Source organism: Selenomonas timonae (assembly GCF_014250475.1).
In the GTDB taxonomy this organism is placed as follows: Bacteria; Bacillota; Negativicutes; order Selenomonadales; family Selenomonadaceae; genus Centipeda; species Centipeda timonae.
Window position 1 is genome coordinate 1,819,597 of record NZ_CP060204.1, and the last position, 12,880, is coordinate 1,832,476.

The window sequence follows — 12,880 nt, forward strand, 5'->3', positions numbered from 1 at the left end:
GTGTATTTCATCCGCTTGGCGGTTTTTGGAAAAGCAGGTTGGTATGCCAACCTGCTTTTCGTGTATAGGAGGCGTGCTTGTGAATATCCTGATACTGAATGACGACGGCATTGCGGCGGAGGGGATACGGACGCTCGCGCGTCATCTGGCGCAGCGTCATACTGTGACCGTTGCCGCACCGATGCATCAGCAGAGCGGGACATCTCACGCACTGACGATCGGGCGTGCAATCGAGGTGCGCGCCGATGAGCGCTTCGATTGCACGCATGACATTCGGGCATGGGCGATCGATGGGACGCCGACGGACTGTGCAAAGCTCTATCTGGACGCGATTGCGGAGGAAACGCCGGACGTCGTGCTCTCCGGGATCAACCACGGCTCGAACCTCGGCACCGATGTGATCTACTCGGGCACGGTCGGCGCCGCTTTCGAGGGGCTTTTTCACGGCATTCCGTCCTTTGCACTCTCCTTGGTCGAGGGGAGCAGCATTTCCTATGCGGAAGCGGCGGCATATTTTGAAGGCTTTATGGAAGATGTGCTGGCAGTGATGGAAAAGCCGTTTCTGCTCAATATCAATTTTCCGAAGGAACTTGCGGACGGACAGCCTCATTTCGTCTTCTGCAGGCAGGGTGGGCGTGACTATATTAATGCGTTCGAGCGCATTGAGGAGAACGGACGCGTGCACTACCGGGTGGCGGGCGAGGTGTCCGATACGGATAAGGGCGCGGGCACGGACATCTATGCCGTGGAGCACGGGCTGATCTCCGTAACGCCCGTCGGCATGGATATGACGGACTATCCGTTGCTTGAGGAATGCGGCAGGCTTATCGAGACGCGCTGACTGCCCGTTGATAATCACTATAAAGAGAGGGGATTCCGTCTTCTCCTCTTTTTTTTTGCGCCCATTTGCGGTATAATAGCGAACGTGAATAGGATTCATATTTCGGAGGTGTCTCTTTGCTGTACCCCGTGAATCTCGATCTAAGCGGTCGGCTCATCATTGTTGTGGGAGGCGGCACAGTGGCCGAGCGCAAGGTCGCGGGGCTGCTCGCTGCGGACGCCTCCGTCTCTGTGCGCGTGATTGCACCGCAGATGACAGAGCGACTGCATGCGTTCGCAGCAGATGAGCGCATTGATTGGAGAAATGAACGCTATATACGCGGTTCCTTGGAAGGGGCATTCCTCGTCTATGCGGCGACGGATTCTCCCGCGATCAATGCGGAGATTGCCGCCGAGGCAAACGCATGCGGAAGCCTCGTGAATATCATCGACGATCCGCATGCCTCGTCGTTCCAGGTTCCCTCAATGCTGCGGCGCGGGGATTTCCTGCTGACGGCATCGACGGGTGGTGGGAGTCCCGCGCTTGCGCGGGCGATACGGATGGAGCTTGAGCAATTCTATCCGCCTTCGTTTGGCATGTGGTTGGAGCGTGCTGCGATTCTGCGCGCAAAGTTGCAGGAGGAGCTTCCGACGAGCAGTGCGCGCACGGAGTTCTGGCGGACGGCACTGCGTCCCGATATTTTGAATATGATTCGCTGTGGAGAGTTAGAGAAAGCGGAGGTTGAGTTACGGCATGCAGCTCTTGACATTGGGGCTAAATCATCGCACGGCTCCGGTAGACGTGCGTGAGCGTGTATCATTTTCCCGTGAGGAACTGCGTTCGGGACTTCTGAGTCTGGGCGAATACGACGGTCTGAGCGGACTGGTCGTCCTGTCGACGTGTAACCGAACGGAGCTCTATGCTTCCGTGGACGATCATGAGCGCGGCGGACAGGCGCTGCGGCAGTTCCTCAACGATCTGGCGCAGGGTGGGGATGATCTGGACGAGTATCTCTACAACTACGCAGATGAAGAGGCGATTCGGCATCTGTTCCGAGTCGCCTCGAGCCTTGATTCGCTCGTGCTCGGCGAGGGGCAGATCCTCTCGCAGGTCAAGGAGGCCTATGCGATTGCCCGCGAGGCAGGTGCGACGAGCACTGTGCTGAACCTGCTCTTTCACCGCGCCATTGCAGCGGGCAAGCGCGTGCGGACGGAGACGCGCATTGCGTATCGCTCCGTATCCGTGAGCTATGCGGCGGTGGAGCTGGCGGCCGCCTCTCTCGGCGGCCTTGGCGGCTGTGCCGCGCTGATCTTCGGCGCGGGCAAGATGGCGGAGCTGACGGCAGAGCATCTGCGCGCACACGGCATTGAGCTGATTTACGTTGCGAACCGCCACATTGAGCGCGCCGAAAAGCTTGCAGAGCGGATCGGTGGGGAGGCAATTCCCTTCGATCGCGCGATGGAATATGCGACCTGCGTCGACGTGGTGGTCACCTCGACGGGCGCGCCGCACTATGTCATCAAGGCGTGGGAGGCACGCCGCCTGATGGCACGGCGGCAGGGGCGCAAGATCTTTCTCATCGACATTGCCGTTCCGCGCGATGTCGATCCCGATGTTGCGGGCATCAAGGGCATCGAGCTCTATAATATCGACGCACTCGAAGCCGTGGTGGACGAACATCTCAGCGAGCGTCAGGCAGAGGCGGTCAAGGCGGAGAAAATCGTGGAGGAGGAGGTTGACTCACTTCTCGAACGCTTCAAATATCTGTCCTTCCAGCCGCTCATGGCACTCCTCTCGGGACGCTGTGAACGCATCCGTGAGCGCGAGATCAAGCGCGTGAGTGCGAAGCTGCCCGAGCTTTCGGAGGAGGAGGGGCGGCAGGTGGAGCATATGAGCCGCATGATTGTCCGAAAGATTCTGCGCATTCCCATGATGAAGCTGCGCGCCTCGGCGGGCACGGCGGATGAGGCGTTCTACATCGAGGCAATGCGCGCCCTCTTTAAATTGGATGCGATAGGAGAGACGGGAACAAGTGAACAGCGGCACAATCACTATCGGTACGCGGGCAAGTAAGCTGGCACTGTGGCAGGCGGAATACATTGCGGGAGAAATCGAAAAGCGGCATCCTGACTGCCGCGTCGAACTCAAAAAGATGACGACAAAGGGCGACCGCATTCTCGATGCACCGCTCGCAAAGATCGGCGGCAAGGGACTCTTTACGAAGGAGCTTGAGCAGGCAATGCTCGCGGGGGAAATCGATCTCGCGGTGCACAGCCTCAAGGATATGCCAACGGAGGTTCCAGAGGGACTCATGATCGGCGCGATTACGGCACGTCTGGATGCGGGCGACGCATTTGTCAGCGTGCGCTACAAGGCAATTGAGGAGCTGCCACAGGGTGCGCGGGTCGGCACATCGAGCCTTCGCCGGCGGGCACAGCTGCTCGCTGTGCGCCCCGATCTCACGATCCTCGATCTGCGCGGCAACGTCAATACGCGTCTGGCGAAGCTGGATGCAGGCGAGTTCGATGCCATCGTACTTGCTGCGGCAGGGCTGAAACGCCTCGGGTTGGGTGAGCGCATCCGTACAATCCTGCCGCGTGCGATGATCCTCCCTGCTGTCGGGCAGGGCGCGCTTGCAATCGAGTGCCGCGCAGATGATCTGCAGGTTCGGGAGCTCATCGACTTCCTGTGCGACCCCCATATGACGGCGGCGGCGACGGCAGAACGTGCCTTCCTGCGGCGCGTCGAGGGCGGCTGTCAGATTCCCGTTGGTGTCTACGCCGAGGTCGGTGAGGGCAGTATGCTCCACGTCGAGGCGATGATTGCATCGGTGGACGGCATGCGCGTCTGCCGTTCGCGCACAATGGGGGCGACAGATACGGCGGAGAAGCTGGGCATTGCTCTGGCGGAGGAGCTGCTCGATGTTGGCGGTCGGGATATTTTGAAAGAGATAGGTATTACGGTATGAGCGGAAAAGTATTTCTTGTCGGCGCGGGTCCGGGCGATCCGCGCCTTTTGACGGTTGGTGCAATGAACTGCCTGAGAGAGGCGGATGTTGTGGTCTATGACCATCTGGCAGATGAGAGCATTCTTGCCCATGTGCCACATGGGGCAGAGCGCATCTACGTCGGGAAGCAGTCCTGCAAGCACACGATGCGGCAGGAGGACATCAACGTCCTGCTTGCCGACAAGGCAGATGAGGGTAAGACGGTCGTGCGTCTCAAGGGTGGCGATCCATTTGTGTTCGGGCGGGGCGGCGAGGAGGCGCTCGTGCTTTTGGAACGCGGCGTGCCCTTTGAAGTGTTGCCGGGCGTGACCTCCGCGATCAGCGTCCCCGCCTATGCCGGGATTCCCGTGACGCATCGCGGTGTTGCCGTCTCCTTTGCCGTCATCACAGGACATGAAGATCCAACCAAATCCGAATCCCATATTCGCTGGGAACATCTTGCGACAGGCGTCGATACCCTCGTCTTTCTGATGGGGGTTGCAAACCTTCCCGTCATCACGAAGAATCTCATCAACAACGGCCGTCCTGCCGACACCCCTGCGGCAATCATCCGCTGGGGGACGCGTGCAGATCAGGAGACATTCGTCACGACGGTCGGAGAGGCTGCCGAAATGGTGCAGCGTGACGGCATTCGTCCGCCCGCGATCTTCATTGTGGGCGATGTGGTAAGGCTCCGCGAGCAGCTGCGCTGGTTTGATCGTGCAGATATACGCCCCCTCCACGGGAAGCGCATCCTTGTCACGCGTGCGCGCGCGCAGGCATCGGCGCTGACAGAGAAGCTGACGGCGCTTGGGGCTTCCTGCATCGAGACGCCCGTGATCCGCATTACACCGCCCGCCAATGCCTATGCAGCACTCGATCATGCAATCGGTGAACTGCATTCCTATCATTGGGTGATTTTTACGAGTGTCAATGGTGTGGAGCATTTTTTTGCGCGGCTCGCTCATGCGGAAAAGGACACGCGTGCGCTCGGCTATGCAAAGGTCGCCGCCATTGGCTCGGCGACGGCTGAGGCACTGCGCTCCTATGGCATTCATGCCGACCTCGTGCCCGCCGAGTTCCGTGCGGAGGCGGTCGTGGACGGACTGAAGGACATCCTGCCGCCGCGTGCCCGCATCCTTTTGCCGCGCGCACAGGAGGCGCGCGATGTACTGCCGGAGTCGCTGCGTGCGCATGGGGCGACAGTCGATGTCGCCTCTGCCTATGAGACAGTGCCTGAACTGGACGGCGGTTCGGAACTCGCCGAGCGACTGATGCGCAGCGAGATTGACATTGTCACCTTTACTAGTTCCTCTACAGTCAAGAATCTCGTACAGCAGCTCGGCAATATCACGCCCCTGCAGCAGGTGAAGATTGCCTGCATCGGCCCTGTTACAGCGGATACAGCGCGGAATTTTGCACTCGAACCTGACATTGTGGCAGAGGCCTATACGATTGACGGATTGGTGAATGCGATAAAGGAGTATGTGCAATGAATCTGACTCAGCGCCCGCGGCGTTTGCGTATCTCATCTGCGATGCGTGATCTCGTGCGTGAAACCGAGCTCTCGCCGCGCGATTTTGTCTATCCGATCTTCGTCGTGCCGGGGGAGCAGATCAAGGAAGAGATTCCGAGTATGCCGGGGTGCTTCCACTATTCCGTGGATCAGGTCGCAGGTCTCGCGCGTGAGATTGCGGCGCGCGGCATTCCTGCGGTCGAGGTCTTCGGTCTGCCCGCATATAAGGATGAAATCGGCTCGAGTGCATGGGATATGACGAGCCCTGTCCAGCGCGCAATCACAGCGATCAAAGGGGCGGTGCCGGAGCTGCTTGTGGTCGGGGATGTCTGTCTTTGCCAGTATACGAGTCACGGACATTGCGGTGAGCTGCACGATCACTATGTAGATAATGACGCAACCCTGCCGCACCTCGTCAAGACGGCAGTCAGTCAGGCGCGTGCGGGCGCGGACATCGTTGCGCCCTCGGACATGATGGACGGGCGCGTTGCGGCAATCCGCGCGGGACTCGATGCAGAGGGCTATGTCAACACGAGCATTATGAGCTATGCCGTGAAGTACGCCTCCGGCTACTACGGACCCTTCCGTGATGCAGCGGACAGCACGCCCGCCTTTGGCGATCGGCGGCAGTATCAGATGGATCCCGCGAATGTGCGTGAAGCGCTAAAGGAGGCTGCGCTGGACATGGCGGAGGGGGCGGACATCATCATGGTGAAGCCTGCGCTCGCCTATCTCGATGTTGTGCGTCAGGTCTACGAGGTAACGGATCGTCCCATTGCGGTCTACAATGTGAGCGGAGAGTATGCGATGGTGAAGGCCGCAGCAGCAAACGGCTGGATTGATGAGCAGCGCATTGTCCTGGAGACGCTCACGAGTATGAAGCGTGCGGGGGCGAAGATCATCATTACCTATCATGCGATGGACGCTGCCGCATGGCTGAGTGCGTAAGGAGATATTTATGCGGAATACGAAGCAGTCGAAGGCCGCCTTTGCCGAGGCAAAGGAATATATGCCGGGCGGGGTGAACAGCCCCGTGCGTTCCTTTGCGAACGTGGGCGGAAATCCGCTCTTTATCGCACGCGCAGAGGGTTCTCATATCCACGACATCGACGGGAACGAATACATTGACTACGTTGGGTCATGGGGGCCGATGATCGTCGGTCACGCACATCCGCAGGTGGTGAGCGCCTTGCAGGAGGCTGTGACGCGCGGCACAAGCTACGGCGCGCCGACCCTCCTCGAAACGGAGCTGGCGAAGCTCGTACAGTCAGTCTACCCAACCATCGAGGTCATCCGCATGGTGAACTCGGGGACGGAGGCGACGATGAGCGCGCTCCGTCTTGCGCGCGGCTATACGGGGCGCGACAAGATTGTAAAATTTATCGGATGTTATCACGGACACAGCGACAGCCTGCTCGTCAGCGCCGGCTCGGGGATGGCGACGTTCGGCGTGCCGAGTTCGCCTGGGGTGACGGCGGGCACGGCGGCGGATACGATTGCCGTGCCGTACAATGACGAAGATGCCATTCGTTCCGTCATGGAGCGTGAAGGTGAGCACATCGCCGCAGTCATCGTCGAACCGGTTGCGGGCAACATGGGACTCGTGCTGCCACGTCAGGGCTATCTTGCCCTGCTTCGTGAACTCACGCAAAAGCACGGCACACTGCTCATCTTCGATGAGGTCATGTGCGGCTTCCGTGCATCCCTCGGCGGTGCACAGGCAGCCTACGGCATCCGCCCCGACCTCACCTGCCTTGGCAAGATCATCGGCGGGGGACTGCCCGTTGCGGCATACGGCGGGCGGCGTGAGATTATGGAGCGCATTTCTCCGGCGGGTCCCGTCTATCAGGCGGGCACACTCTCGGGCAATCCGCTCGCAATGACGGCGGGCATCGAGACGCTGAAGATCCTCACGGCAGAACCGGAAGAGGGGAAGGCGGACTACAGCCGCGAGCTGACGATCAAGACGAAGGAGCTGCTGCTCGGATGGCAGCGTGCGGCGAAGGATGCGGGCGTGCCGATCTGTGCGCATCAGGCGGGTTCGATGTTCGGCATCTTCTTCATCGACCGCGAGGTCTATGACTACGCAGACGCGGAGGCGGCAGACCAAGAGGCGTTCCGCATCTGGTTCGAGACGATGCTGGACGAGGGGATCTACCTTGCGCCCTCACAATTTGAGACACTCTTCCTCTCGGGCGCGCATACGGACGCGGATATTGCGCAGACGATCGCTGCTGCTGAGAAAGGTTTCGTGGCGGTAAAGAAAATGCGTGGATAATTTTTCGATCAGCCTTCTGTGCGTTATACACGTGCAGGAGGTTTTGTTTTGAGAAAAGTCCGATTGCTCCATGGGGTTGCATATGGTATAATTCAATCGTAGTTTATTGTTCAAAATATCGTATTGAGGCGGTGTTTCTCATTCGTGAGATAGATGTTGCTGAAGGGAAAAGCAGCAAGGGAGAATCCTTCCTCAAGGGAACCTTTGTCCTGACGATTGCAGGTTTCGTCGTCAAGGTCATCGGCTCACTCAACTGGATCTTCGTTTCCCGCATCCTCGGCGGTGAGGGAATAGGTCTATATCAGATGGCTTTTCCCATTTATTTTTTTGCCATGACAGTTTCGCAGGCAGGTGTGCCTGTTGCCATCTCCATCATTACGGCGGAACGCGTGGCTCTGAACGATATATACGGCGCGAAGCGCGTATTTCGCATCTCGATGGCGCTCATGCTCATGACGGGTCTTCTTTTTTCGATTCTGACCTATCTGGCTGCGGACTGGCTGATCGATTGGCAGCTGATTCGTGACGCGCGCGCCTATAAGGCTGTGGTGGTACTCGCACCAACGGTCTTTTTCGTGACTCTGCTCGCGAGCTCACGCGGCTATCTACAAGGCTGGCAGCGCATGACACCGACAGCGGTGTCGCAGATTGTGGAGCAGATCTTCCGCGTGGTAACGATGATTGTCCTTGCGAGCCTTTTCATGCCGTGGGGTCTTGACTACGCAGCGGCGGGTGCATCGCTTGGTGCACTTGCAGGAGCCGTGACGGGGCTCATTGTACTCGTCTACTTCCACATCAAGCTCGAGCGCGATATTGCGCGTGACTACGGCACGGAGCTGAAGCCCCTGCCGGGGGCAGCATACGAGTCGCGCATCTCCATCATCAAGCGGATCTTCAAGCTGTCCCTGCCCGTTTCGGCGGCGAGCATCATGCTGCCCGTCGTATCGAATCTCGACCTCATGATCGTCCCACAGCGTCTCGAAGCAGCGGGCTACAGCATCAGCGAGGCAACGGAGCTCTTCGGCTATCTGAACGGCATGGCGGTGCCGCTCGTCAATCTCGCAACCATCCTGACCGCCTCCATGGCGATGAGCATTGTACCCGCGATCTCCGAGTCACGCGTGCTCGGCGATCGGGCGCGCGTCTACGATCAGACGGCGGCATCTGTGCGCATTTCGAACTTTGTCTGTTTCCCGGCATTTGTCATCGTCTTCGTACTCGCAACACCGATTTCCAGCCTGATCTACAATGCGCCCGGTGCAGGTCCCGCCGTCATGATCTCGGCGGTGAGCATCATCCTGCTCGGGCTGCATCAGGTGTCAACAGGCATCCTACAGGGGCTCGGACACCCGACCATTCCAATGGTGAATATGCTGCTTGCAGCTGCGGCAAAGGTCTTTCTGAACTGGCATCTCACGGCGATCCCGTGGCTTGGCATCATGGGTGCGGCGTGGGCGACGGCGGCGGATATGGGCGTTGCAGCGCTCATCAACCTCTACTTCATCTATCGTTTCATTGGCTATCAAATTGAGTTGCTGCAACTCATCAAGACCATCTGTGCCGCTGCTATCATGGCGGGCGCAGTCTATCTGTTCTACACATGGACGCTTGAATGGTCGGGGATTGCTGCCATCTCTACGTTTGGCGCAGTCTTCTTCGGCTGCGCGGTTTATATCGCGGCAATGCTGCTCCTGCGTGCACTGATTGAGGATGATCTGCGCCGTCTGCCGATGATCGGCACGGTCGGGATTCGTTTCCTGCAGCGGATAGGAGTTTTTAAGGCATGAAAAAACTTGGGCTGATTTACAACCCCGTTTCGGGTCATGCGCTTTTCAAAGGGAAGATTGACTTCCTCATCGACCTGTTCCAACGTCATGGAATCGTCCTTACGCCCTACCGCACGCGCGGAGGCGGGAAGGACGACCTCGGGCGCTTCCTTCGTGATATCCGTCCGGAAGGTGTGCTTGCTGCGGGCGGGGATGGTACGGTGCACGCCGTGGTGAACGCGATGCTCGAATCGGATACGGATGTGCCGCTTGGCATTCTCGGCAGCGGTACATCGAACGATTTTGCCACACATCTCGGCATTCACGGAGACTGGGAGTCCTATGTCGAGCGCATTGCTGCGGACGAATCCCGCCGCGTCGATCTGGGGCTGCTCGAAGGGCACGGGCAGTATTTCATCAATGTCGTGAGTGCCGGCATGCTCACAGGGATCGCCCACGAGGTGAAGTCGACCTACAAGAACGCACTGGGCAAGGTGGCATACTATCTCAAGGGAATCGGCGAGATTCCGCGGCTGCGCTCGTTCAGTCTGCGCATTGCAGCAGATGGCGTCCAATACGAAGAGGAGGCATTTCTCTTCGTCATTGCCAACAGTCCCGTGGTTGCAGGCATGAAGCAGATTGGGCACGACATTGCCATCGATGACGGGATGCTCGACCTTCTCGCCGTCAAAAAAACAGGTCTGCCGCAGTTTATGTCTGTTGCGGCAGACCTGTTTTCTGGAAAGTCGGTAACGGAACGCGAGAACATCCTGCACGTTCGGGCAAAATCCTTTGAAATTCATACAGAGGAAGAGCTCTGCAGTGATATCGATGGGGAGTACGGACCGCTGCTTCCGCTGCGCGTGCGGACGCTGCCGCTTGCACTGTCGGTCTATTGCTGATTCCTTAGTGAATGCCGAGATAGTGGGCGACGAACTGCTGTGCCGTGCGCCCGCTGCGTCCGCTGTGCGTCATCTCCCAGCGCAGACCTGCAATACGGAGTTCTTCAGGCGAAAGATGAATTCCCTTTTGTGAAAGCATATGGTCGATGATCGCCAGATACTCGTCCTGATCTGGCGTGTGGTAGTGGATGACGAGACCGAAGCGATCCGAGAGCGAGATCGTCTCGTTGATGCTGTCATCGCGATAGAGTTCTTCCTGCTCGCGGTCACGCCATGTCTCACGCACGAGATGGCGGCGGTTGGAGGTCGCATAGAGACGCACATTCGGCGGGCAGGAAGAGACACCGCCTTCGATGGCCGACTTGACCGCCTTGAATTCTGCATCGGAGTCCTCAAATGAAATATCGTCGAGAAAGAGGATGAACTTGCGTCCCGCATAGTTCCGCAGCGCCGTCATAATCTCGGGCAGCTTGCGCAGCTGCTCCTTTGTGACCTGCACGAGGCGAAGGCCGCTCTCCTCGTATTCACTGACGAGTGCCTTGACCGCAGAGGATTTGCCCGTGCCGCGCGCACCCACGAGAAGGACGTGATTGGCGGGCTTCCCTTGAACAAAGGCACGCGTATTTTGGAGCAGCTGCTCTTTCTGATGCTCGTAGCCGATGAGATTCTTCATCTGTGTACGCTCAAAATGCGCAATGCCGCGGATCTTATTCGCCTTGTCATCCCAATGGAAGACGACATGTCCCGCCAGCTCGCCATATCCGTATCGTGCATAGTAGGTGAGCAGTGCCTCGGCATAGTCGATCGGGCTCTGTGCTGCCTCGATCCACGGGAGGAGGAAGTCCTCGCTCTTGTCGTATACGTTCTGGGTCGGCTCATAATGATCCAACAACGGCGCACCGAGGAAGCTGCTCGTCGGCTGTGTGAGCAGGGGATAGAGGCGCTCGATGTCCTGATAGAATGCCTGACGCAGACTGCTTCCCGGCGGCAGTCCTGTCCGCTCCATGGTCTCTGAGACAAGATTCGCCTCATGGGTGAATACATGAAGCAGATACTGCGGCAGCAGATTGCCGCTGAGCCCGCGCGTTTCAGCGGCGCGGATGAGACGGGCGGCACATTCTGCCTGAACTTCCACATCATCGGCATCCCACTCAAGGAAGCTGAGAATCGGATCCTGATCCAGGGTGTTTAGTACGAGCAGCGTTGAAAGTTTCACATTCTGGCTCATAATACATTCCTTTCTTTATGTAAGAAATTGTGGTGACATGATAAAATCTGTGCGCCGTCTGCCGTTCATAGGAGTCGGGCAGGTCAGCAGACGTAGCTCGGTCGCGCGGGTATCAAAGGCGAGCATGCGCTGCAGCGGTGAGAGCGTTCTTTGCGGCTGACCGCGCTCCGCGGACGACAGGAACTCCGCCGTACGCGTGATAATGGGGAGCTGCCCCTGCTGTTTCATCATGCGTAGCAGTTTGCGCCCGCGTGTATTGAACGCAAGGGGGTGGATGTTTGCGGCACCGCTCGTATCAAAATCCTCCGCCTGCGCTTTGGTGAGATGCAGGAGCAGATGGACGATCAGGCGTGCAATGCGGCTCTGCGGATAGCGCTTTGTTGCAGCATTTCTGAGGAAATCGCTGTAATCCTGCGCTGTTCTGCTCTGTATGAGGCGATTCTCAATGCCTTCAGCAATGCCATAGATCTCGGTCAGTACGGAGCTGTCTGTCACGAGGAGGAGGTAACGCAGAAGGTCAAGGAGTGTATTTTCCTGCGGCAGTCCTCGCGCATGTGCCGCACGGAGATCGTCCAGTACCGAGGGCATGAGGCTCTCGCTGAGCTCTGTCCACGGCGGCGATGATGCGGCGAGCACCCGACGGATGGAAGAGGCGCTTGTAATGCCGGCATGAAGATGTGTGTCGCGATGCTGCGCCGTTCTCCGCCGAATGACGATGGGAACAATCTGCGGTGCCAGAAGCCGCAAGGCACGCAGATATTCGATGGCGAGGATGTTGTTCGGCGCACGCAGCATTTCTTCGGAGAGTATCGCATCTGCCGTCAGTGCGCGCGTGAGTGCTCCTGCGTACGAGTGACCCTCGTCCATATGCTTGCGCAGGCATCTCTGAACGGGCTCTGCATCAATTCGTGCCGCCGCATTGACGAGTGGCGCGAGTTCCGCTGCCTCCATGCCAAAGGCAAGGTGACTGACAATGCCGAGGCGGGAGAGGAGTGAGATGCCGCCTCGTGCAAAGTCCTGTGCACTGCGGCAAGCAAAGACAAAGGGAAGCTCGAGCACGAGATCTGCGCCTCCCTCTACAGCATGACGCGCGCGCGTCCATTTATCGAGGACAGAAGGCGTACCGCGCTGTGTGAAGCTGCCGCTCATCACAGCGACAACTGCGGCGGAGGGATATTGCTTCCGTATCGTTTCGATCTGGAAGCGATGCCCGTGATGGAAGGGATTGTATTCGGCAATGATGCCTATGATCTGCATGCCCATCCTCCCCGCATTTATTTTCTCTCATATTCTAACAAAAAAAACAAGATTTGGGTAGGTCTGCAATGGAAATACAATTTCTTGTATTTTCAAGGCGCGAATGCTATACTAAACGAAAATTTAA

11 protein-coding genes are annotated in these 12,880 nt (G+C 58.3%); 9 read left to right on the plus strand and 2 right to left on the minus strand.

Annotated elements, in window-relative coordinates:
- Window positions 1–79 precede the first annotated feature (79 nt).
- The 9 genes from surE to H1B31_RS08815 all read left to right on the plus strand — a co-directional run bounded on the left by surE (window position 80) and on the right by H1B31_RS08815 (window position 10,268).
- Window positions 80–841 carry a 5'/3'-nucleotidase SurE gene (surE, locus tag H1B31_RS08775; protein WP_009656633.1) on the plus strand — a complete coding sequence of 254 codons (762 nt, stop codon included), beginning with the start codon at window positions 80–82 and terminating at the stop codon, window positions 839–841.
- Window positions 842–957: 116 nt separating this feature from the next.
- On the plus strand, window positions 958–1,629 hold the full coding sequence (locus H1B31_RS08780) for a precorrin-2 dehydrogenase/sirohydrochlorin ferrochelatase family protein (protein WP_185980035.1): 672 nt from the start codon (window positions 958–960) through the stop codon (window positions 1,627–1,629).
- Window positions 1,574–2,893, plus strand: coding sequence for a glutamyl-tRNA reductase (hemA, locus tag H1B31_RS08785; protein WP_037345826.1), 1,320 nt, complete (start codon window positions 1,574–1,576; stop codon window positions 2,891–2,893). Before H1B31_RS08780 ends, hemA begins: the two co-directional genes overlap by 56 nt.
- Window positions 2,853–3,788 carry a hydroxymethylbilane synthase gene (hemC, locus tag H1B31_RS08790; RefSeq protein ID WP_185980036.1) on the plus strand — a complete coding sequence of 312 codons (936 nt, stop codon included), beginning with the start codon at window positions 2,853–2,855 and terminating at the stop codon, window positions 3,786–3,788. The genes hemA and hemC overlap by 41 nt, the downstream gene beginning before the upstream one ends.
- Entirely contained in the window at window positions 3,785–5,302 is a 1,518-nt protein-coding gene (cobA, locus tag H1B31_RS08795) for a uroporphyrinogen-III C-methyltransferase (protein ID WP_185980037.1), read from the plus strand. Before hemC ends, cobA begins: the two co-directional genes overlap by 4 nt.
- Complete coding sequence (gene hemB / locus H1B31_RS08800) at window positions 5,299–6,270, plus strand: porphobilinogen synthase (protein ID WP_185980038.1); 972 nt, start codon at window positions 5,299–5,301, stop codon at window positions 6,268–6,270. The genes cobA and hemB overlap by 4 nt, the downstream gene beginning before the upstream one ends.
- A 10-nt stretch (window positions 6,271–6,280) precedes the next feature.
- A complete protein-coding gene (gene hemL / locus H1B31_RS08805) occupies window positions 6,281–7,600 on the plus strand; it encodes a glutamate-1-semialdehyde 2,1-aminomutase (RefSeq protein ID WP_185980039.1) in 1,320 nt (439 codons plus the stop codon).
- 131 nt (window positions 7,601–7,731) lie between these two features.
- Window positions 7,732–9,387 carry a putative polysaccharide biosynthesis protein gene (locus H1B31_RS08810; protein WP_185980040.1) on the plus strand — a complete coding sequence of 552 codons (1,656 nt, stop codon included), beginning with the start codon at window positions 7,732–7,734 and terminating at the stop codon, window positions 9,385–9,387.
- On the plus strand, window positions 9,384–10,268 hold the full coding sequence (locus H1B31_RS08815; protein ID WP_009440229.1) for a diacylglycerol/lipid kinase family protein: 885 nt from the start codon (window positions 9,384–9,386) through the stop codon (window positions 10,266–10,268). Before H1B31_RS08810 ends, H1B31_RS08815 begins: the two co-directional genes overlap by 4 nt.
- A gap of 4 nt (window positions 10,269–10,272) precedes the next feature.
- Here the strand turns inward: H1B31_RS08815 and H1B31_RS08820 are convergent, their stop codons facing one another.
- Window positions 10,273–11,496: an ATP-binding protein gene (locus H1B31_RS08820; protein WP_185980041.1), complete on the minus strand. Its 1,224-nt coding sequence runs from the start codon at window positions 11,494–11,496 to the stop codon at window positions 10,273–10,275.
- A gap of 15 nt (window positions 11,497–11,511) precedes the next feature.
- On the minus strand, window positions 11,512–12,753 hold the full coding sequence (locus H1B31_RS08825; protein WP_185980042.1) for a tRNA(Met) cytidine acetate ligase: 1,242 nt from the start codon (window positions 12,751–12,753) through the stop codon (window positions 11,512–11,514).
- Window positions 12,754–12,880 lie beyond the last annotated feature (127 nt).

What these genes read in the sequence shown, in the direction of transcription:
- hemA (WP_037345826.1), top strand. Translation starts at nt 1,574, where the DNA reads ATGCAGCTCTTGACATTGGGGCTAAATCATCGCACGGCTCCGGTAGAC.
- cobA (WP_185980037.1), top strand. Translation starts at nt 3,785, where the DNA reads ATGAGCGGAAAAGTATTTCTTGTCGGCGCGGGTCCGGGCGATCCGCGC.
- hemB (WP_185980038.1), top strand. Translation starts at nt 5,299, where the DNA reads ATGAATCTGACTCAGCGCCCGCGGCGTTTGCGTATCTCATCTGCGATG.
- hemL (WP_185980039.1), top strand. Translation starts at nt 6,281, where the DNA reads ATGCGGAATACGAAGCAGTCGAAGGCCGCCTTTGCCGAGGCAAAGGAA.
- H1B31_RS08815 (WP_009440229.1), top strand. Translation starts at nt 9,384, where the DNA reads ATGAAAAAACTTGGGCTGATTTACAACCCCGTTTCGGGTCATGCGCTT.
- H1B31_RS08820 (WP_185980041.1), bottom strand. Translation starts at nt 11,496, where the DNA reads ATGAGCCAGAATGTGAAACTTTCAACGCTGCTCGTACTAAACACCCTG.
- H1B31_RS08825 (WP_185980042.1), bottom strand. Translation starts at nt 12,753, where the DNA reads ATGCAGATCATAGGCATCATTGCCGAATACAATCCCTTCCATCACGGG.